Consider the following 19,944-nt stretch of genomic DNA (forward strand, 5'->3'; position numbering starts at 1 on the left):
CACGTGTCGGCTGCGCGAGATAACGTCCTGATCATTCATTGGCACGACCTGGGGCGGCACCTCGCGAGTTACGGTGTCGCCGGGGTCAACAGCCCCCATCTCGACCGGCTGGCGGCAGAAGGCATCCGGTTCACCGACGCACACGCGACGGCGCCGCTGTGCTCGCCTTCGCGCGGATCGCTCTTCTCGGGCAGGTATCCGCACAACAACGGTCTGATCGGGTTGGCGCACCACGGCTGGGAGTACCACGCTGAGGTGCAGACGCTCCCGCAGATCCTCTCCGACAACGGTTGGTACACCTCGCTCTTCGGCATGCAGCACGAGACTGCGTATCCGAAGCGACTGGGCTACCACGAGTACGACGTCACCAACTCGTTCTGCGACTACGTGGTTCCGCGTGCCCAGAACTGGCTACGACGCTTCCCGCCCGAGCCGTTCCTGCTCACCACGGGATTCTTCGAAACGCATCGCCCGTACCCCGCCGATCGCTATACCCCGGCGGACACCGCAGCCCTGGAGGTCCCCGGATACCTTCCGGACGTGCCACAGGTGCGCGAGGATCTGGCCGAATTCCACGGCAGCGTAGAGGTGGCCGACGCCGCGGTGGGGGAACTGCTCGCGACCCTCGAGGAAGAGGGGCTCGACGAGAACACCTGGGTCTTCTTCCTCACTGATCACGGCGCGGCGTTCCCGCGTGCCAAGTCGACGCTCTACGCCCCGGGTACCGGTATTGCCTTGATCGCTCGGCCTCCCGCGCGGTATCGCAGTGGCGGAAAGGAATACGAGACACTGTTCAGCGGTGTGGACCTTGTTCCGACCATTCTCGATCTGCTTGGAATCGACGTCCCCACCGAGGTGGAAGGGCGCTCGCACGCCGATGCCCTCGTCGACCGCGGAACCGAACCGTCCGAGCCCGTTCGTACCTCCTTGTTCACGGAGAAGACCTTTCACGACAGCTTCGATCCCATTCGTGCGGTGCGCACCAAGGACTACAGCTACATCGAGAACTACGCCGTCCGCCCCGCTCTGGATCTACCGCTCGACATCGAGGACAGTCTTTCCGGAAAGGCGCTCGGCACCGAGCATCTTGCGGTACGCGCACCCCGGGAGCTGTACGACCTCCGTGCCGACCCGGACGAGAAGATCAATCTGATCGATCGACCGGAAGTCTCGGCAATTCAGGCGGAATTGTCCTCGCAGCTTCACACGTGGCGCGCCGAAACCGATGATCGTCTCCCGGACGAGGCATTGGGAAGCGCGATGGCGGTGCACCGCATGGCGGCGTACCTCGAGAAGATCGGTGTCCGACCCAACGTGCGGTCCGCCTACAGTGCGGACCGCGGTTACCTCGAGTCGGACACCGAAAACCCCTAGGGCCTTGCGGTCTCGCGCTCCTCCAACAATGCGATGACCCGCTCGACCAGTTCGTTGATGTCAGCGCCGGTTGTGTCGAATGCCAGGTCCGGGTCCTCCGGCGTCTCGTAAGGCGCGTCGATTCCGGTGAGCCCCTTCAGTTCACCCGCCCGCGCACGTGCGTACAGGCCCTTGGGATCTCGACGTTCGCATTCTTCGACGGGAGTGGTGACGGCAACTTCGAGGAAAGTGAGCCCGGCAGCTTCGTTGAGAGCGCGCGCAATCGCTCGATCCGAACGCAGCGGCGAAACCATCGACGCGATCGCCACCACGCCGGCGTCGGCGAACAGTCGAGTGAGATGCCCGACGCGTCGGATGTTCTCGGCTCGGTCTCCCGGCGAGAACCCGAGATCGTCGGAGATACCGTGGCGGACGTTGTCACCGTCCAGGAGATACGCGGTGCGTCCCGCGTCGACGAGCGCACGTTCGACAGCGACTGCGACGGTGGATTTTCCGGAGGCAGGCAGGCCGGTCAGCCAGATCGTCGCGCCCTTCTGGGTGGTAGACGCCCACCGCCGTTGACGTTCGAGTGAGGACGGATGCCACTTGATGTCGTTGCGGGTCTGCTCGCCGGGAACGACGACGCGTGGTTCGAGAATGGTGCCTGCGCCGACGGTGTCGTTGCTCTGCTCGTCGATCAGGATGAAGGCGCCAGAGTCCCGATTGTGGTCGTAGGTGTCGGCGACCACCACGGAACTGGTTCGGAGCGTGACCGTTCCGATATCGTTGAGTCCCAGTTCGACAGGGCTGTCCTGCTCGTCGAGCGTTTCAGGATCGAGACGGGTGTGCAGTTCTTGGACGGTCGCTCGCACGGTCCGGGACGTGTGTTTGAGCGCTATCCGATCGCCCGCGCGCAACGGTGTGTTGGACAACCAGCAGATCGTGGCTTCGAGTTCTCGGGCCAGAACCGGCAAATGAGCCTGCGCACCGCCGCTGACCAGAACGTCGCCACGTCCGACGTCGATGTCGTCGGCCAGTTCCACCGAAACCGACAGTGGTGCAACGGCAGTACTGCGGTTGTCGTCGAGAGTGTCCAGACTGATCACGGTGCTCTTCGATCCGGACGGCAGGACCACTACCTCGTCTCCGACGCTCAGTGTGCCTGCCGAGATCCGGCCGGTGTACCGGCGACGATTCTGCGGATCGGGGCGCGAAACCCATTGCACGGGAAGCCGAAGCTCCTCGATGTGCGTCGCGGGCGCATGGAGTTCGACGCCTTCGAGGTACTCGAGGAGCGTCGGCCCCTCGTACCACGCGGTGTTCTCGGACCGCGTCACGACATTGTCGCCGGCTTTCGCGGAGACCGGTATGGCGAGTACGTCCTCGCGTCCGACTTGCCGTGCCAAGGCCCGCAATTCTTCCTGCACCTGAGCGAATCTCGCTTCGTCGAAGTCCACCAGATCGATCTTGTTCGCCACGGCTACAAGGTTCGGAACACCGAGCAGTGCGGCGATTCTGGCGTGCCGACGGGTCTGACGCAGCACGCCGGTCCTCGCGTCGACCAGCAGGACCGCTACGTGAGCATTGGATGCTCCGGTGAACATGTTGCGCGTGTAGCGTTCGTGCCCCGGGGTGTCGGCGAGTACGTAACTTCTGGTCGGAGTGGAGAAGAATCGGTACGCGACGTCGATCGTGATGCCCTGTTCACGCTCGGCACGTAGTCCGTCGGAGAGTGCAGCCAGGTCGGCGACACCGTGCTCGTCGGTCACGGAATCGAGGTGATCGGTTGGCAGACTGTCGGTGTCATGCAACAGTCGGCCGATCAGCGTGCTCTTGCCGTCGTCGACGCTACCCGCCGTGGCCAGTCGCAGGAGTTGGCGAGTGATGGTGGTCGTCATCAGAAGTAGCCCTCACGCTTTCGGTCTTCCATCGCGGCGACCGACGTTCGGTCGTCTGCGCGAGTCTCGCCTCGTTCGGAAACCGTCGCGGCCGAGATTTCGGTGACGACGTCGTCGATAGTGGTGGCGTGCGATCGAACGGCGCCGGTGATGGTCAGATCGCCGACGGTTCGATATCGCACCCACTCGGTCGTTGCCGCGGCGTTCTCGGCGTCGGTGCTGAATTCGGAAGCAGCGAGGAGCATTCCGTCGCGCTCGAATACCCTCCGCTGGTGCGCGAAATAGATGGACGGCAGTTCCAGTTCCTCCTGGGCTATGTAGCGCCAGATGTCGAGCTCGGTCCAGTTGCTCAGCGGGAAGACACGAACGGACTCGCCGCGTCTGATCCGACCGTTGTAGAGCGACCACGGTTCGGCCCGTTGCGCTCGCGGGTCCCACTGGCCGAACTCGTCACGGAAGCTGAGGACTCTTTCCTTGGCGCGCGCACGTTCCTCGTCCCGGCGGGCGCCACCGAACGCGGCGTCGAACCTTCCAGCTTCGAGAGCGTCGAGCAGGGTTCTGGTCTGCAGGCGGTTTCGCGATCCGCCGGTCTCGGTCGACTCCTGCACTCTGCCCTGGTCGATCGAATCCTGAACGGAAGCAACCAGAAGTGTGTGCCAGCCCTCCTTGATTCGACGGTCGCGAAATTCGATGACCTCCTCGAAATTGTGACCGGTGTCGACGTGCAGGACCGGGAAAGGGAGTGGGGAGGGCCGAAACGCCTTCTCGGCCAGCCGAAGCAGGACTATCGAGTCCTTGCCGGCCGAGAAGAGCAGTACCGGTCTCTCGAGTTCTGCCACCACCTCTCGAATGATGTGAACCGCTTCGGATTCGAGAACTCGGAGTTCGTCGACGACATCGGTGACGGTGCTCATGTGACGGGATATCCGTTCTGTTCGGCGTCGATGCGATAACGCTGCACCCATTCGCGGGATCGTCCGTCGCTCTGACGACGCAGCGGCGGTGGCGGGGCCAGTTGTCCGTCGAGGCCGAGGGAGATAAGGGTTTTTGCGACCACGGACTGCGGGTCTTCGGTGAGATCGCGGAACCCGACTTCGATGGGAGAGATGTCCTCTTCCTCGAACCAGCGCTTCCATTGGCGTTCCTGCTCACCGAGAATCGTCACCAGGTGCGCGATTCCGACTGCGTTGTACTGCGCACCGTCCGAGAGATTCGGTGGAGTCGCGTCGTCGCGCCAAACCTGTGTCTGCACGGCGCGCCACATCGACACAGCTTGAGCGACGACATCTTCTCGATAGACGTGGATGAATTGCAGGTCGTGATCGAGGGTGTCGTGGAGTGCGGAACGTAGGTCCGTCCCACTGCGCCAGGGCAATCCGGCCGCGCGATCGAGTAGGAGCGGCGTCTGGTTCCACATCAGCTTGCCGCCCCAGACTCCGTTGGGGGTTCGGCCGAGTTCGAGAAGTTGTGTGCGCCACTGTTCGGAGGTGCGAGTGTCCGGCGTGCCCGGGTGGAACGGGGCTAGCAGACCCAGGACGGACTCGTCCGTGACGTCTTCGAACCACTGCCTCGGTTGCGGCGATCGCGAGGTCTCGGGGAGGTACTGGAAGAACTCTTCCGGCTCACCCGCGACCCCGGTTGCTCGCAGGGATTCGACCAGCAAAGTACTGCCGCTGCGCTGCGAAGCGCAGACGAGAAACGAGCGTTGGGCCTCCGTCATGCGAGCAACGCTAAGGGGGGCCGGAAACCGCCGCAAGCTGGGAAAATAAACTCACGTAGAGGTTAAATCTCGACGTGAAACGTTAAATGTGCGGGTCACGAAATGTCGCGCTGAGGCACGTCTTACGCAGTTGTCGCAAGGGCCGCGGCAAGCCCGAATGCGATGGCCATGAAGACAACTTCACCGATGGCGCGACGCAGGGATCCGTCCGAACTCATGCGGTGTGCAGCGCTCGCGACCACCCATGTCCGGCGCCACCACCATCCCAGGGCGACGAGCAGTCCGATCGCCACGATCTTGGCGAGGATCACCCGGCCGTATGCGGTGTCGTAGAAGGCGGAGAGTGAGTCGAGTCGCACGACGGCGTTGACGATACCGGTGACGACCAGCGCGAGGACGCATCGCCAGGCGAGAGCGGAGTACTTGGGCAACCAGATCGCCCAGGCACCGCGCGACGGTACGGCAAGCGCGAGTGCGGCGAGCACGCCGAACCACAAGGCCGCAGCGAGGACGTGAACGGCGTCGAGGATCGATCCGAAGCTCTGCTGCGCCATGTGCCCGGTGATCGGGCGGGCAGCGAGCGCCAACGCGGAGACGACCAATGCCGGTGCGACGGGCACCGTCTCGGGATTGGTGAATCCGTAGATGCCGTAACAGACGACGGCAAACGCGCACGCGATGATCGCGACGCCGACGCGGCCGACGTTGACCTCGGAGACGAATGCGCCGAAGTGCCCGATGGTCAGCGAGGTGACCGGGGCGCCGTCGGCCGCTGCGGCATTGAGCACGAGGAGCGTGATCTCGGCGACGAGCCACACTGCTGCCACCGCGGTGAGCTGAGTCCACATGACGGCGGGGGTTGTTGCCGGGCGGCGTTCACTGCGGCCCATCCAGGCGAGCGTCGCGATGCCGAGCGTCAACGAACCACATCCGATCGCGAGAACGCGGACCGTGCTCGACGATTCGGGTCCCGACGGGCTGGCGAGGCCCCAGGCGATCAGGACTCCCAGCAGAGCTGTGGGTACGGCAAACAGCAACCACCACCTGTTTGCCGTACCCGTCACGCGATCAGCTCGACTTCGGCTTACGGAGCACGAAGAACAGCGCACCGCCGAACACGACGACGCCGGCGACGATGAAGATCCACACCGGCATGCTGCCGGACTCCGACTCACCCGTACTCGACGCGGCGGCAGCGCCGGGAGTGCCCGACCCCGCCTCGGTGAGGGTGAACGTCAGGGTTCCGTTGACGGGGTGACCGTCAGCGGAGGTGACGCGGTACGCGATGGTGTAGACGCCGGTCGGCCCGAGATCGCCGAGGTCTGCACTGACAGTGGGTCCTTCGACGGACGGATCGCTCTTGGTCCAGAGGTTGCCGTCCGGGCCGGTGACGGTCAGCGCCGCGAACTGTGCCTGCAGAGCCTCGTTGAACGTGACCGAAACCGTGTCAGGCGCAACTTGAATGGACGCACCGTTTTCCGGGTTGGAGCCGACGACCGCGGAGTGTGCACTGGCCGTGCCCATTCCGAGCATCGTGGCCAGCATCGCGAGCATGCCGACGGCGATGACCTTGATCCGGGTACTCATCAGCGCTTGCTCCTGACCAGTGCGCCGAGGCCGAGTGCAGCGCCCAACGCGCCGAGCACCAGGCCGACGCCGCCGAGCCAGCGCGCGGTGTTGTCTGACGAAGAAGATTCGGAAGCAGCGGACGTCTCGGCAGTGTTATCGGCAGCAGGCGCTCCGTGAGCATCGCCGGTGGATGCGGCGAGAGTCAGCGTCGGCGCGGGCTTGTCCGGCTCGCTGCCGTCGGCAAGTTCTTCCTGATCCCAGTTGACGACGTTGCCGTCGCTGTACGTCTGGACGGCCTTGAACTCGACCTCTTCCTGCTCGGGCAGCGGGCCGGCAGAAAGGACGAACTGCTGGAACTGGCCGGGGGCGATTCCGACGCCGGGGTCGGCGGTCCACGTCACGGACTTGGCGACCAACGAGGTGGGGTCCTTCTCCACGACGGCGGTCCAGCCGGGCATCGGTTCGGTGCGTGCCGACTTGAGGTCGGGGAGCGCCACCGTCAGTTTGGTGGTCGAAGCGGTGTCGGATTCGGTGGGCACGCGGAACGTGAGAACGGAGTATCCGCCCTGCGCAGCTCCTGGTGCGACGACGCTGACGTGTGCTGAAGCAATTCCGGCGGCCAGCAGCACGGCGCTGCCGGTAGCGACGGTCGTGACAACCGCGCGCGAAATCAGGGTGTTCTTCATGTCGTGAAGTGTCCTCTTGGTCTGGTGAAGGGGTGGGGCGTTCTACGAATCTTCAGACCAGGGCAGGAGGACCGCGCCGCGAGATGCTGGCGCGAAGTAGAGCGTCGACAGGTCCGTGATGGATTCCGGTCGAGACGGTGTGGCCGCGGGAAGTGACAGCGGCGGGAGCCAGAGACGCCAGGACGACGTGGAGAGCGTGGGTGACAACGCGGTAGAGGCGCTCGGCGGCCAGGACCGCCACCGCACAAGCGACGGTGGCACCGGCGTGAGCACCGAGCATCACCAACCCCGGAGCGGGCGAATGAGCGTGCTCGGAGAGCGTCATGGTGGTGTGCGCGGCCAACTGACCCAGACCCAGAGCAACGATCAAGGCAGCGGGCCCCCGTGAGAGGGCGGGAAGGGTGGCCGTCACGGCGCCGACGGTTGCGCAGACGGCGAGCAACAGGGTCAGCGACGACGACTGTGGCAGCTCGCCTCCGCCGATCCCGTGCGCGGCGACAGCGAGAGCAGCCGAAGCGGAACCGACAGCTGTCCCCCGGAGGGTCGCGGTCTGCTCGGCTGCTCTCACTGGCGTTCTCAGGTCTAGCGCACGCCGAGACGTGCGAGCAGATCTGCTTCGACGCCGTCGAGTTCGGAAGAAATCGCCTGGTGAGCTGCTTTACGGCGAGCCTGCGGCATCTGCTCGGCAGCGCGAACTGCCGTGCTGAGGTCGCCGAGGCGCTCACGGATGGCGGCGGCGAAACGCTGCGTCTCCGCGTCGTCGGGCTTGCGGCTGAGGATCTCGGTGACCGAGCTCTCGGCGCCGGCGATACGAGCGCTCAACTTCGCGCCGTGACCGGTGTAGTCACCGAGCTGGTCGACGGCGATGCCCATCTTCTGTGCACGCGTGGTGTCGAGCTGGGCGCGCACCGCCGTGGCTGCGCGGTAGGCGATCGGCAGGAGAACGGGGGCAAGCAGACGTGCCACTCCCAGGTACTTACGCACCTTGGCGACGGTCAGGCCCTGATTCGCAGCGGCCTTCTCCTGCGCCTTCAGGGTCGCGATCTGCGCCTTTTCGATCTTGTGCTGTGACTCGATCTCGGCTTTCTCCAGCTTCTTGAGCGACTTGGTCTCGACCTTGTCGCGCTTACGCTGGCTCTTGGCGTTGAGCTTCGCCTCGACCTCAGCCTTGTGCTTGAGAGCCTTTGCCTCCGCCTTGCGGGTGGCACGAGACTTTCGCTTCTTGAACAACCCCATCGAAAAGGACCCCGTTTCCAGGTGTTTGTGTGTTGCCAGGTACCTGCGCTTCGGCTTCAGCCTAGGGGAGCACATAATCTTCGTCATCGTGTGTTCCGTTAACAACCCCGCGCCCCAGCTCCCGATCATCGATTCGGGGGCGTTGACCCGATGCCGTCATCGGGTGCGTCTGGACGGGTTGTTTCCCGGGAAATCGGCTTCGGAACCCGTCGACACCGGCGTCAAGCAGCGCCAGGACGCCGCGATCGCGAAGCGCGCGGAGATCGCCGAACTCGTGATCGGCGCTGCTCCCGAGCGTTGGGTGAAGATCAACCCTGATCAATCGGCGTCGGCTCAGGCTCGCGACACCTTGGCTGCCTGTGAGGCCGGCGCGGACCGGATCTGGGGCGCGGTCTTGCCGGTCGAGCGCGACACCGGACGCAAGGGTCGCTGCGAAATGCTCATCCGTGACGACGAGGGCGGCGGGTACATCCCCGTCATTGTCGTCAATCACAAGGTGACCGATCCCGGCCAGGGCGCGATCACCTCGGGGCTCTTCGAATGGGAGCCCGCGGCCGATCCCAAACGCAAGGTCCGCAGTCAGGTCCGCGATCAGATGCGCGTCGCGCAGGTCTATCGGATGCTCGAGCGTCGTGGGCTGGCGAGCCCGTCGCTGACGGCAGGCGCGATCGGATACAACGGAGACTGCATCCTCGTCCACGACCTCAGCGCGATTCTCGACGATTACGACGAGCGTTTCGCCGACCGTATCGCTGTGGCCCGCGGTGAGGTGCTGACGTCTCCGTCACAGGTGAGCGAGTGCAAGTCGTGCCCGTGGTGGACCGAATGCAAGCAGGAGTTGGTTCGCAACCGCGACGTCAGCCTCGTCGCTGTCGGATCGCGGGCCGAGCTTCTGCGCGACGTGGGCTGCAACACGATCGATCAGCTGGCCGCCTGGGACGGTGAGCCGCTCGAGGATTGGCCGCACGGAAATTTCGACGACGCAGTCGTGATCGCCAAGGCGTGGTTGGCAGATGCTCCGTTGGTGCGGCGGTTCGAGAAGATCTCGGTGACTCGGGCGGACATCGAGATCGACGTCGACATGGAGAGCTATCAGGAGCACGGCGCCTACCTGTGGGGGACGTTGCTCAATGTCGGCGGCTTCTCGATGTATCGAGGATTTGCGACGTGGGATCCGTTGCCGACACGTGACGAGGCGCGGTCGTTCGCAGAGTTCTGGGGCTGGCTGATGGCGGAACGTGACGCGGCCGCCGCTTCGGGTAAAACCTTTGCCGCGTACTGCTATTCGCGTTCGGCCGAGGACAAGTGGTTGTTGGACTCGGCGCGCAGGTTTGCCGGTGAACCCGGGATTCCGAGTAAGGACGAGATCCGCGAGTTCATCGACAGTCCGCAGTGGGTCGACATCTATCAAGCAGTGAGTGATCAGTTCATCTGCCCGAACGGAAAGGGGCTCAAGAAGATTGCGCCCGTCGCCGGCTTCAACTGGCGTGACGCCGAGGCCGGGGGTGAAGCGTCGATGGCGTGGTACCGCGAGGCGGTCGGCTACGACGGTGAGCCGGACGAGACGCAGCGGACACGCATCCTGCAGTACAACGAGGACGACGTCATTGCCACCAAGGTCCTCCGTGAGTGGATGACGGACCGCGCGGAGAAGGAAATTCCGCTGGCTTCCGAGTTGTAGCGCTGATCCGTTCTGTCGCGATTGTCTGAAACATCCTATTTAACAGTATGTTTCAACTCGTAGTTTCTCGTCATCGTGTGTCCGGAACCCGCATCCGCGCTACCTTCATCTGGTCGGCTCCACGATGGAGGGTGTTGCATGCTGAGCAGGCTGACTTCGAGTGCGAGCGACGCCGAACTGTCTGACGTCGAGCGGCGCGACCTCTTCGCACGCCAGATACTGCAGGTGACGACGGTCGCGCCACTGGCCAACATGGTCAATGTACTCAGCGTGTGCGCTTTGCTTGTGTATGTCGTACCCCCCGGTCACAACGAGTTTCGGGTGATCTGGGGTTCTGCGGCCTTCTTGGTCGTCCTCAATTCGGTGCGCGTCTGGATACCGCGAGTCGTCCTGAAGGGCCGGTACACGCCCAAACATACGACGAAGTACGACTACTGGGCGCTCATGCTCGAGGTGATCCTGCTCGGGCTTCTGCTTGTCGTTCTCGCCGCCGCGATGCTTCCCGTGACGGACAACTCGCGAAAGCTTGTGCTTCTAGCGACATTCGCCGGAGTCATGGGCGCCGGCGCCGTAGCATTGTCGACGGTTCGGTCGATAGCGGTAGCGTGGATTCTGGTGCACAGCATCGGATTGCTCGTCGTTATCCTGCCCAAGAGAACCACGGAATACGCTGTCCTCTCGTTCCAGTTGGTCGTGTACTCGGTGACACTGATTATCGGCGTCGTGTACCTCTGGGCGTCGTTCCGAAGTCGTTGTCTTGCCGAGTTCGAGGCTGCTGCCGAGCGCCAGACGGTCAGTTTGCTTCTCGACGATTTCGAGGGTGGGTCACGCGACTGGCTGTGGGAAGTCGACACCACCGGGACGTTGTCGCACACCTCCGCTCGGCTGTCGCAGATCTCGGGAGTTCCCGTCTCCGACTTGCGAACCCTGTCGCTGCGCGGATTGTTGGATCGGCTCGACGTGGGTTCGACGAAGAGTGGCCGAGCCGCGGTCCAGGTCATCGGAGATCACCTCGACCGCCTCATGCCGTTTCGAGAGGTCGTCATTCCCGTTCGTGTCGACGGCGTCGACCGATGGTGGTCTCTGTCGGGTCATCCCAGGCTATCCGAGGCCACGGAGTTCGTGGGTTGGCGAGGCGTGGGCTCGGACATCACCGAGAAGTACAACTACGAGCGGCGAATTCTGTGGCTTGCTGCAACCGACGGACTGACCGGGCTCCCGAATCGCCGGACGTTCGGCTCGGAGCTGTCCGACGCGCTCGGCACCGTCCGAACCGGCGAGGAAGTCCTTGTCGGAATCCTCGACCTGGACAATTTCAAGTCGGTGAACGACACGTTAGGGCACCCTGTCGGTGACAAATTGTTGATTTCCGTTGCTGCACGGCTCAATCGGGTGGTCGACGGCGCCATGTGTGCGCGAATCGGTGGTGACGAATTCGGCGTCGTCTTGCGGGGAACAGGGGACGGCGGAGAGGTGTTCGCTCGCTATCTGGATACATTGCGCGAGCCGTTTTACGTGCGGGGGAATCGCATCGAGGTTCGTGCATCGATCGGCTATGCCGGCGCACCCGCAGATTCCGAAGACGCGGACACGCTTGTCATGTCCGCCGACCTGGCGCTGTATGCGGCAAAATCCGCCGGCAAGAACCGGGTAGGAAGATACTCACCGGTGCTGCGGGCGCGGGCCAGGGAGCGAGCATCGGCCCTGCAAGAACTTGGGCTTGCGATCGAGTCTCGGCAGTTCGAGCTGTACTACCAACCGCAGGTTCGTGCGGACACCGGCCGCGTCGAGGGTTTCGAGGCACTGCTTCGCTGGAATCACCCGGTGCGGGGCGTGCTTGCACCGCACATTTTCATCGATGTCGCGGAGGAGACCGGCCTGATAGTCCCTCTGGGGCTTCAGGTACTGAACATGGCGTGCGCCGAAGCCGCGACGTGGCCCGACGACACTTACGTGACGGTGAACGTCTCTCCGGTGCAACTGATGTCGTCCGGGTTCGGATCGGCCGTGAACGATGCGCTGGAGGCAAGCGGTCTTTCCGGCAAACGGCTTCAGCTGGAAATCACAGAGACGGGAGCAGTGGAGGAGCTTGCCGTCGCCGAGTTGGATCGCCTGCGTGCCACCGGAATTGCGATTGCCCTGGACGACTTCGGAACCGGCTATTCGTCTTTCGAGAGTTTGAAGAAACTGCCGTTGGACATCCTCAAGATCGACCGGTCGTTCATCACCGAACTGAGCGAGGGTGATTCGGCAGTTGTCACTTCGGTGGTCGAGGTGGCGAAGGCGCTCGGTATGCAGTCATTGGCGGAAGGCGTGGAGACGGCCGACCAGCTGAGGCTCTTGCTTACCGCCGGTTGCGAATTGGTTCAGGGTTACTACATCAGCCGACCGATGCCGGCGAAGGAAGTGGCCGAGTACCTCAGCGCAACTGCCCACTCTAACGGTGGGTATTTTCATTCGTTCTGACAACTGTGCGCCTTTATTAACCGCGGGCGGTTAATAAAGGCGCACAGCAGGGAGGTTAGCGCGGCGCCATGCGCAGTGCGCCGTCCATGCGGATGGTCTCGCCGTTGAGGTAGTCGTGCTCGACGATCATCTGCGCGAGCTGCGCGTACTCGGACGGCTGGCCCAGGCGCGACGGGAACGGAACGCCGGCCTCGAGGCCCTTGCGGTACTCGTCGGTGACGCCTGCGAGCATCGGGGTGTCGATGATGCCGGGAGCGATCGTGTTGACGCGGATGCCGAACTGCGCAAGGTCACGGGCAGCCGGAACCGTCATGCCGTGCACGCCGCCCTTGGAGGCGGAGTACGCGATCTGGCCGATCTGGCCTTCGAAGGCAGCAACGGAAGCGGTGTTGATGACGACGCCGCGCTGACCCGACTCGTCGACGGCCTCGGTCTTGGCGATGGCGTCGGCGGCCAGGCGCATGACGTTGAAGGTGCCGAGCAGATTGACGGTGATGACCGTGCGGAACAGCTCGAGGTCGTGCGGACCCTTCTTGGACAGGATGCGTCCGGCCCAGCCGACACCGGCACAGTTGACGACGATGCGCAGCGGGGAGCCCGACTCGACGATCTGGTTGATCGCTGCTTCGACCTCTTCGCCGCTGGTCACGTCGGTGGGGATGAGGGTGACGCCGGCGGGGACGTTGTCGCCTGCGCGCTCGATCGACGCGGGCAGATCCAGGCCGAAGACGGTAGCGCCGGCGTCGGCGAGGCGCTTGGCTGTTGCGGCGCCGAGGCCTGATGCCGCTCCGGTGACCAGTGCTGCGGTTCCCTTGATTTCCACTTCGTGTGCTCCTCGAGTTAGCGATCGGTAAGGCGGTGGTACGTGTCGAGAACCATAACGCGAGGGTGTATGTGAGGGCGAACGCGCGAGACCCACGTAGGGCTGGGTACCTTGGACGCGAGGTCTGAGAGCAAAGCACCGGACGAGAGGGGACCTGCGTGAGCAAGGCGCCTGTGCGTCCCGCCGCTTCTGTCGAGAATTTCGAGCGGTTGCAGCGCGACCCTCTCTTCGAAGATCTCGCCGAACTGATTGCCGAGGTTCTCTCCTACGCGTTCGACGCTCCGGCCGCCGTCGAGATCGAACAGTGGACGATCAGTTGCCTGCCGTCGACCAACCGATCGGCGGAGCGCCATCGCTTGTTCACGCTCAATATCGGTCCGATGGAGATTCTGAGCGTCGAGTGCCATCTGGTCGGCGGTAAGCCGATCGAGCACGTCATGTCCGTCTACGTATCCAGTTCGGCACTGGAATCGCGAACCGGCTGCAGCATCGAAGAACTCGACGCCAAGCACGATCTGGTCGCCATCAGACGCACCGAGTTGGCGTCCGCCGACGGCGACGGGACCGTGATCGACTGCAGTCTCGAGGACTCGGATGCGTTGGAACAGTTTGCTCAACTGCCCGTCGACATGACGACGGTTCGTCCGCTCGCGGAGCATCTTGTTGCCAAGGGCAAGGGCCCATTTCGGCAGTATCACAACGCCGGGTTCGCCAAATATGTACTGGAAAGGTCGCTCGACCATGCTTGATCAGTTGCCCATCCGACTCCCGCGTGTGCTGCGAGACGGGGACGATGACGGCGCGGTCGACGTGCTGCAGGAATATTTCACGAGGCCGCTCCGAAAGACCGGTTATCTCCGAACCGGTGCGTTGTGGGATTCCTGGGATCCCAGTGGCAATCGCGATCGTGATGCGAACATCTTCACCGCGGAAGATCTTGTTGCGGTGACTCTTCTGTCGGTTCAGGTTCCGGCGCAAGGAGCCTTCTTCCTGCTCGGGGAGAACAATGCCGAACTGAACCGACTCCTGGCGGACGTGGGCCCGGATCGCGATCTGTCGAACGAACCCGATCCCTTCACTCCGGAATCCCCGGTGTGGCGGTTGGAGACGGCGCTTCGAGAGATTCACGGCGTCGGGCGAACCATGGCGTCCAAACTGATCGCGCGCAAGCGTCCGCGACTCTTCCCGATCTACGACGACGTCGTCGGGCGGGAGTTGGGAACGAAGTCGGCCCACCTGGAACCCGTTCGCGTAGCCATGCGGGAAGACGAGTTGCAGAGTCGACTCCTCGATCTACGTGCACGAGCAGGTCTCGACGAATCCGTTCCGGTCATCAGGGTGTTGGACGTGCTGGCGTGGATGCAGGGTAAGGGATACAAACCGGCACTCTAGCTTTCTTGTCGGTGGGCAGGTCTATTGTCGAATGTATGTTCGATAAGGGATTGACGAGCGGTGTGGGGACATCCGTCGATGACGGCTGTCCTGTCGTCGACCCACTCGTGTTGCCGGACATGCTCTTTGCGACGGCGCAGAGCGAGAACATGCTTGCCGCGCAAAAGGTGCTCGGTGCATCCATGTTGTCGGAGTCGAGATTCAACGCCGAACTCGACGTGTCCGGTGATGTCGACAAGGCGTGGCGGATCGCATGCAACGAGATCGCGGTCATGCTCACGTGCTCGCGTCGTACTGCCGAAGTCCACATCGAGATCGGTGATGCCCTGCGGGAGTTCCTTCCGTTCACAAAGGCCGCCTTCGCTGCCGGCGAGCTGGACTATGCGCGCGTGCGCAAGATTGTCGACGGGCTCACCGGGGCGGACCCCGATACGATCGCAGCACTCGAGCGCCGGGTACTTGCCTCCGCGCACCGTCTTCCGCCCGGGCAACTCGAGCGCGACATCGAGCGCCAGCTCTTTGCCTACGATCCGGATGCTGCCGCCGAACGTCGCCGGAAGATGCTGGAACACCGCGATGTTCGCACGCGTGCAGACCGTCACGGACTCGCCCAGTTGCAGGCAACACTCAGCGCGACCGAGGCCGTCGAAGCGCTTGGCCTGATCAACGAGGCCGCCGGAAGCGTCTGCAACCACGATCCACGAAATGTCTCGACCCGTAGGGCCGACGCACTGGTCGCTCTGCTGCACGGCGAACAGGGGCTGACGTGCCAGTGTGGCAGCGAAACGTGCGAGGCAGTATCCCCAGTAGCTCGATTGACTGCGCCCTCACGTCGGAAGCCGTTGTTGCACATCGTGTGTGATCTGGCGACGCTCCTCGGATTGATGTCAGATCCCGCGAGCATCGACGGATACGGGCCGATCGATCCTGATTTTGCTCGCGAGCTCGCCGCTGATTCCACCTGGCAGGCCTTGTTCGTCGATTTCCGCGCCCAGGCCGCGGGGAACCGACCGCGTCGGCAGCATGCTCCGACTGTCCTGCCGCTTGTCACCCGACGTGATCGCCCAAGTCGCGATCCGAACGGCTGCGGGGATCGGATTCGGGCGATGCAACGGTTGGTCGCGCGATCCCCGGACATCGTTCGAAGATCGGATGGGCATGGCACCCAACCCGATCCGCCTCCCGGCGCGCTGACCTATGCTCCGGGAGCGGCTCTGGCCGCATTGGTGCGGGCCGTCGACGGTCACTGCCGGTTCCCTGGTTGTTCGGTGCCCGCGAACAGGTGCCAACTCGACCACATCACCGAGTTCGATCCTTCCGATCCGAGACGCGGTGGGTGGACCATTGCGAGCAACCTCCAATGCCTGTGTCGTCATCACCATCAGGTGAAGACATACAGGTTGTGGACGCCGGTGATGCTGGAGGACCGTGCCATTCACTGGACCGATAAAACCAGCGGGTTGACGGCTGTCACGGTTCCGGAGAGGATCTGACCTGTGCCGGAAGGACAGTGCGCGGGAATCGTCGGCGGGGGAATTGGCGGGCTGACGGCTGCCATCGCGCTCCGCAAAGCAGGCTGGGATGTCACCGTGTACGAGCGTTCGTCCGAGTTCACGGAGGTAGGCGCCGCCGTCGTGTTGTTTCCCAACGCTCTGGCAGCGTTGGACGAAATCGGTGTAGGCGAACAGGTCAGGGCGAATTCCCTTCCGTACAGCTCGGGCGCGATCAGGAATCTGCGCGGGCAAAATCTGGTGACGCGCAAAATTGGTGACCTCGCCGGCGGTCGCGATCTGGTGACAATCCACCGCGCCGATCTGATCGACGTGTTGGTTCGCGCAATCCCCGCTGAGTGCCTACGCACCGGAACCAGGGTGACGGGTGTGGGCTGCGGAGATCATGGCCGCGGCGAGATCGTCACCGATGGTGATACCGCTCGATACGACCTTGTCGTTGCTGCGGACGGTGTGCACAGTGCTGTGCGACAGCAGATCTGGGCCGGCGAGGGAACCGTGGAACGGACTGGCGTGTCCGCTTGGCGCTGGATCGTCGATGGTCCACCGCCGGATTTTGTCGGACAGGTATGGGGGATTCGAGGGGAGTTCGGGATTCTCCCGTTGGCGGGCAACCGCACCTACGCTTTCGCGGGTGCGCAACGCGGCGAGAGTCTTGCGCATTTTGCGGACTGGCCCGAACCTGTGTCGCAGCTCGTCGCGAACGCTGACCCGGCCCGCATCATCGAGAACGAACTGCTCGAGATTCGGACCCCGAAGTTGTTGACACGCGGCAAAGTTGCGTTGATTGGCGACGCCGCTCATGCCATGCGCCCTCACCTCGGGCTAGGTGCGGCTTTGGCGATCGAGGACGCCGTTACTCTTGCTTCCTATGCGGACGATCTCGCCGGCTACACAAAGGCTCGACGTCATAGAGTTCGAACTGTTCAATGGATTTCGCGGCAGATGTCGACCGTCGTGATGCCGGACAATCGATCGTTAGCGGCGGTGCGTGACGTCGTTGTGCGGTTGACTCCAGACATTCTTGCCTTGTCGGTATTCGGTGTGATCAACCGTTGGCGGCCGAAGCCGATCGAGAGGCACTGACTTCGAAGATGGTCTCCAGACCGTCTTCTTCGTCCCACTGCTCACCGACTTCGCAAAAATTGTACTGGCTGATCAGGTTTCGAGATGCGGCATTGTCCGGGCTGATGGTCGCGCGAACGATGTGTACTTCGGATTCGCGACTCGCGACGTCGAGAAGTATCTCGAGGGCGGCCCGTGCGTATCCCTGGCGCCGGAACGCCGGGTCGATGCGATATCCGACCTCCATCATCCCGCGCGCATCGGGGCGACCATGGAATCCGGCCAACCCCACCGGCGTCGAGGTGCGGGCATCGACGGCGATGCGGGTGATCCACGCGCTGTCGAGTGGGTTCCCGGCTATCTGCTTGCTCCGGTAGCGCCACAAGCCCTGGCATTCTTCGCCGAGGAGATACGGGGTCAGGAGGTCGGGTGCGAGTTCCATTGCAAGATTAGCGTTGTCTTCACCCAGTGCGTGGAGGGCGAGTGATGGAACCTGGACCAGTTGAAGTCCACGTCCGTCGAGTGTCCAGGGTAGTTCGGTGACTGTCACAGGTCGGCGATCGGCGTCGACAGCGTTATGTCGACACCGATGCTCCGGAGATTGCCGTCGAGGACTTGCCAGATGGAGCGTTCGAGGAATTCGGCCAATTCCGCACTGGTCACATCGGAACCCGGCTGGCTGAGCCAACGGTTGACGCTGACGTCGACCAATCCGATGACGCCGAAAGCCAAGGGCTCAGCCATCTTCGGCGGTTTGCCACGGCTGGTGAGGATCGTGCCCAACAAATTTCCCAATTGGACGGCGATCGCCGTCTTGGTTCCGGTCACCACTTTCGAACCGGTGGCCCGCGTACTCGGCGAGCCCTTGCCTAAAAAGTGGTGCAGTCGTGGATATTTCACAATCCACTGGAGGTAGGTCTCGACGGCCCGTGAGATGGCCTCGCCGACGGTGCCTTGTGGCGTGAGGGTGGGGGTCAGGTCGGTCATCATCATCTCGAGGATGCGGACTCGCAGCTGCTCGTCGAGGTCGGCTCGATCCTTGAAGATCCGGTAGACAACGGAACGGGGGACGTCGGCGCGCTCGGCGATCTGCTGGACGCCGACGTCGGCGCCACCTTCGTTGACTGCATCGAGTGCTGCGTCGAGGATCCGCGCTTTGCGCTGCTCCTTGTGATCGTTCCAGCGAGTGCTGCGCCCGTCGGGCTGCGCCGACTCGGCTGTTTTTGTCATAAATCGAACGATACTCACCCCGCCATTGACTGGACAAGATGTCTCACATACTTTGGTGGGACAGCGTGTCACACACAGATACCGTTCTCTTCAGGAGTGGCAATGAGTAACAGGGTTTTTGTCGTCGGCGTCGGCATGACGAAGTTCGAGAAGCCGGGAGCCCGCGAGTGGGACTACCCCGACATGGCACGCGAGTCGGGTACCAAGGCGCTCGAAGACGCGGGTATCGACTACACCGAGGTCGAGCAGGCATACGTCGGCTACGTCTACGGCGAGTCCACCGCAGGTCAGCGCGCTGTCTACGAGCTCGGTCTGACAGGTATCCCCATCGTCAACGTGAACAACAACTGTTCGACGGGATCGACCGCGCTCTACCTCGCCACGCAGGCAGTCAAGAGTGGCCAGGCCGACTGCGCACTGGCGCTGGGCTTCGAGAAGATGCAGTCCGGGTCCCTCGGATCCACCTACGACGACCGTGAACAGCCACTCATGCGCCACCTCCTCGCTCTCGCCGAACTGCAGGAGTTCGCGATGCCGCCCGCTCCGTACATGTTCGGCGCGGCCGGCGTCGAGCACATGGAACGCTTCGGAACCACTGCCGAGCAGTTCGCGAAGATCGCCGTCAAGAACCACAAGCACTCGCTGAACAACCCGTATGCCCAGTTCCAGGACGAGTACACCCTCGAGCAGATCCTCGAAGCACGCCAGATCCACGGGCCGCTCACCAAGCTCCAGTGCTCGCCTACCTCGGACGGATCCGGCGCGGCGATCATCGCCAGCGAAGCATTCGTCGAGAAGCACGGCCTCGCTGCTCAGGCGATCGAGATCGTCGGGCAGGCCATGGTCACCGACATGAACAGCACTTTCGAGGACAAGAGCGCCATCAGCCTCGTCGGCGCAGACATGACCCGCAAGGCCGCCGAGAAGGTATACGCCCAGGCCGGGATCACCGCCGACGACGTCGACGTCATCGAACTCCACGACTGCTTCTCCACTAACGAGTTGCTGACCTACGAGGCACTTGGACTGTGCGCCGAAGGTGACGGCGGCAAGCTCGTCGACGCCGACGACACCACCTACGGCGGACGCTGGGTGGTCAACCCGTCCGGCGGCCTCATCTCGAAGGGCCACCCCCTCGGAGCAACAGGCCTCGCGCAGTGCGCCGAACTCACCTGGCAGCTCCGCGGAACCGCGGACAAGCGTCAGGTCGACGGCGCGAAGGTCGCCCTCCAGCACAACATCGGACTCGGCGGTGCAGTTGTCGTGACCGCATACAAGCCCTACGCACGCTGAATCACACCCTCAACCCGCTAG

Annotated in this window: 19 protein-coding genes; 8 read left to right on the forward strand and 11 right to left on the reverse strand. The window is 63.4% G+C overall.

From position 1 onward, the window contains the following. The first annotated feature begins 3 nt into the window (after positions 1-3). A complete protein-coding gene (locus G9U53_RS11330; protein ID WP_003944134.1) occupies positions 4-1,374 on the forward strand; it encodes a sulfatase in 1,371 nt (456 codons plus the stop codon). Here the strand turns inward: G9U53_RS11330 and cysC are convergent. The 8 genes from cysC to G9U53_RS11370 form a co-directional block, all read right to left on the reverse strand. After that, positions 1,371-3,251: an adenylyl-sulfate kinase gene (cysC, locus tag G9U53_RS11335; RefSeq protein WP_165638697.1), complete on the reverse strand. Its 1,881-nt coding sequence runs from the start codon at positions 3,249-3,251 to the stop codon at positions 1,371-1,373. The genes G9U53_RS11330 and cysC overlap by 4 nt on opposite strands. Further along, positions 3,251-4,165, reverse strand: a complete 915-nt coding sequence (gene cysD, locus G9U53_RS11340; RefSeq protein WP_081557178.1) for a sulfate adenylyltransferase subunit CysD — start codon at positions 4,163-4,165, stop codon at positions 3,251-3,253. The genes cysC and cysD overlap by 1 nt, the downstream gene beginning before the upstream one ends. Then, positions 4,162-4,971, reverse strand: a complete 810-nt coding sequence (locus tag G9U53_RS11345; RefSeq protein WP_007735934.1) for a Stf0 family sulfotransferase — start codon at positions 4,969-4,971, stop codon at positions 4,162-4,164. The genes cysD and G9U53_RS11345 overlap by 4 nt, the downstream gene beginning before the upstream one ends. A 122-nt stretch (positions 4,972-5,093) precedes the next feature. Then, entirely contained in the window at positions 5,094-6,035 is a 942-nt protein-coding gene (locus G9U53_RS11350) for a CopD family protein (RefSeq protein WP_003944164.1), read from the reverse strand. 4 nt (positions 6,036-6,039) lie between these two features. Continuing rightward, positions 6,040-6,558 carry a copper resistance CopC family protein gene (locus G9U53_RS11355; protein ID WP_003944137.1) on the reverse strand — a complete coding sequence of 173 codons (519 nt, stop codon included), beginning with the start codon at positions 6,556-6,558 and terminating at the stop codon, positions 6,040-6,042. Further along, positions 6,558-7,226, reverse strand: a complete 669-nt coding sequence (locus G9U53_RS11360) for a YcnI family protein (protein WP_058038085.1) — start codon at positions 7,224-7,226, stop codon at positions 6,558-6,560. The genes G9U53_RS11355 and G9U53_RS11360 overlap by 1 nt, the downstream gene beginning before the upstream one ends. A 52-nt stretch (positions 7,227-7,278) precedes the next feature. Further along, entirely contained in the window at positions 7,279-7,794 is a 516-nt protein-coding gene (locus G9U53_RS11365; protein WP_003944165.1) for a hypothetical protein, read from the reverse strand. A gap of 14 nt (positions 7,795-7,808) precedes the next feature. Further along, positions 7,809-8,462, reverse strand: a complete 654-nt coding sequence (locus G9U53_RS11370) for a DUF6474 family protein (protein ID WP_003944178.1) — start codon at positions 8,460-8,462, stop codon at positions 7,809-7,811. A gap of 124 nt (positions 8,463-8,586) precedes the next feature. On the opposite strand from G9U53_RS11370, the gene G9U53_RS11375 reads away from it, so the two are divergent. After that, the gene (locus G9U53_RS11375; protein WP_042453625.1) at positions 8,587-10,143 is read left to right on the forward strand and encodes a TM0106 family RecB-like putative nuclease; all 1,557 of its coding nucleotides are present in this window, start codon (positions 8,587-8,589) and stop codon (positions 10,141-10,143) included. A 138-nt stretch (positions 10,144-10,281) separates the two neighbouring features. After that, positions 10,282-12,609: a bifunctional diguanylate cyclase/phosphodiesterase gene (locus tag G9U53_RS11380; protein WP_081557179.1), complete on the forward strand. Its 2,328-nt coding sequence runs from the start codon at positions 10,282-10,284 to the stop codon at positions 12,607-12,609. A 55-nt stretch (positions 12,610-12,664) separates the two neighbouring features. Here G9U53_RS11380 and G9U53_RS11385 read toward each other — a convergent pair whose 3' ends face one another. After that, a complete protein-coding gene (locus G9U53_RS11385) occupies positions 12,665-13,432 on the reverse strand; it encodes an SDR family NAD(P)-dependent oxidoreductase (protein ID WP_003944195.1) in 768 nt (255 codons plus the stop codon). Between the two features lie 158 nt (positions 13,433-13,590). On the opposite strand from G9U53_RS11385, the gene G9U53_RS11390 reads away from it, so the two are divergent. Genes G9U53_RS11390 through G9U53_RS11405 form a run of 4 tightly spaced genes read left to right on the forward strand, consistent with a single transcriptional unit; the run spans position 13,591 to position 17,421 of the window. After that, entirely contained in the window at positions 13,591-14,181 is a 591-nt protein-coding gene (locus G9U53_RS11390; RefSeq protein WP_054188683.1) for a hypothetical protein, read from the forward strand. Further along, positions 14,174-14,824, forward strand: coding sequence for a DUF6308 family protein (locus G9U53_RS11395; RefSeq protein WP_054188682.1), 651 nt, complete (start codon positions 14,174-14,176; stop codon positions 14,822-14,824). Before G9U53_RS11390 ends, G9U53_RS11395 begins: the two co-directional genes overlap by 8 nt. Before the next feature lie 35 nt (positions 14,825-14,859). Continuing rightward, on the forward strand, positions 14,860-16,317 hold the full coding sequence (locus G9U53_RS11400) for an HNH endonuclease signature motif containing protein (RefSeq protein ID WP_165638698.1): 1,458 nt from the start codon (positions 14,860-14,862) through the stop codon (positions 16,315-16,317). Positions 16,318-16,320: 3 nt separating this feature from the next. Then, positions 16,321-17,421, forward strand: coding sequence for an FAD-dependent monooxygenase (locus tag G9U53_RS11405; protein ID WP_165638699.1), 1,101 nt, complete (start codon positions 16,321-16,323; stop codon positions 17,419-17,421). On the opposite strand, the gene G9U53_RS11410 is transcribed toward G9U53_RS11405, so the two are convergent. Beyond that, on the reverse strand, positions 17,384-17,950 hold the full coding sequence (locus G9U53_RS11410) for a GNAT family N-acetyltransferase (RefSeq protein WP_165638700.1): 567 nt from the start codon (positions 17,948-17,950) through the stop codon (positions 17,384-17,386). The genes G9U53_RS11405 and G9U53_RS11410 overlap by 38 nt on opposite strands. Beyond that, positions 17,947-18,630, reverse strand: a complete 684-nt coding sequence (locus tag G9U53_RS11415) for a TetR/AcrR family transcriptional regulator (RefSeq protein ID WP_118604936.1) — start codon at positions 18,628-18,630, stop codon at positions 17,947-17,949. Before G9U53_RS11415 ends, G9U53_RS11410 begins: the two co-directional genes overlap by 4 nt. A gap of 102 nt (positions 18,631-18,732) precedes the next feature. Here G9U53_RS11415 and G9U53_RS11420 point away from each other — a divergent pair, with 102 nt between their 5' ends. After that, positions 18,733-19,923, forward strand: coding sequence for a lipid-transfer protein (locus tag G9U53_RS11420; RefSeq protein WP_007735955.1), 1,191 nt, complete (start codon positions 18,733-18,735; stop codon positions 19,921-19,923). Positions 19,924-19,944 lie beyond the last annotated feature (21 nt).

It is taken from the genome of Rhodococcus sp. D-46 (assembly GCF_011290655.1).
In the GTDB taxonomy this organism is placed as follows: Bacteria; Actinomycetota; Actinomycetes; order Mycobacteriales; family Mycobacteriaceae; genus Rhodococcus_F; species Rhodococcus_F qingshengii.

What these genes read in the sequence shown, in the direction of transcription:
- G9U53_RS11400 (WP_165638698.1), top strand. Translation starts at nt 14,860, where the DNA reads ATGTTCGATAAGGGATTGACGAGCGGTGTGGGGACATCCGTCGATGAC.
- G9U53_RS11395 (WP_054188682.1), top strand. Translation starts at nt 14,174, where the DNA reads ATGCTTGATCAGTTGCCCATCCGACTCCCGCGTGTGCTGCGAGACGGG.
- G9U53_RS11360 (WP_058038085.1), bottom strand. Translation starts at nt 7,226, where the DNA reads ATGAAGAACACCCTGATTTCGCGCGCGGTTGTCACGACCGTCGCTACC.
- G9U53_RS11355 (WP_003944137.1), bottom strand. Translation starts at nt 6,558, where the DNA reads ATGAGTACCCGGATCAAGGTCATCGCCGTCGGCATGCTCGCGATGCTG.
- cysC (WP_165638697.1), bottom strand. Translation starts at nt 3,251, where the DNA reads ATGACGACCACCATCACTCGCCAACTCCTGCGACTGGCCACGGCGGGT.
- G9U53_RS11415 (WP_118604936.1), bottom strand. Translation starts at nt 18,630, where the DNA reads ATGACAAAAACAGCCGAGTCGGCGCAGCCCGACGGGCGCAGCACTCGC.
- G9U53_RS11420 (WP_007735955.1), top strand. Translation starts at nt 18,733, where the DNA reads ATGAGTAACAGGGTTTTTGTCGTCGGCGTCGGCATGACGAAGTTCGAG.
- G9U53_RS11380 (WP_081557179.1), top strand. Translation starts at nt 10,282, where the DNA reads ATGCTGAGCAGGCTGACTTCGAGTGCGAGCGACGCCGAACTGTCTGAC.
- G9U53_RS11370 (WP_003944178.1), bottom strand. Translation starts at nt 8,462, where the DNA reads ATGGGGTTGTTCAAGAAGCGAAAGTCTCGTGCCACCCGCAAGGCGGAG.
- G9U53_RS11345 (WP_007735934.1), bottom strand. Translation starts at nt 4,971, where the DNA reads ATGACGGAGGCCCAACGCTCGTTTCTCGTCTGCGCTTCGCAGCGCAGC.
- cysD (WP_081557178.1), bottom strand. Translation starts at nt 4,165, where the DNA reads ATGAGCACCGTCACCGATGTCGTCGACGAACTCCGAGTTCTCGAATCC.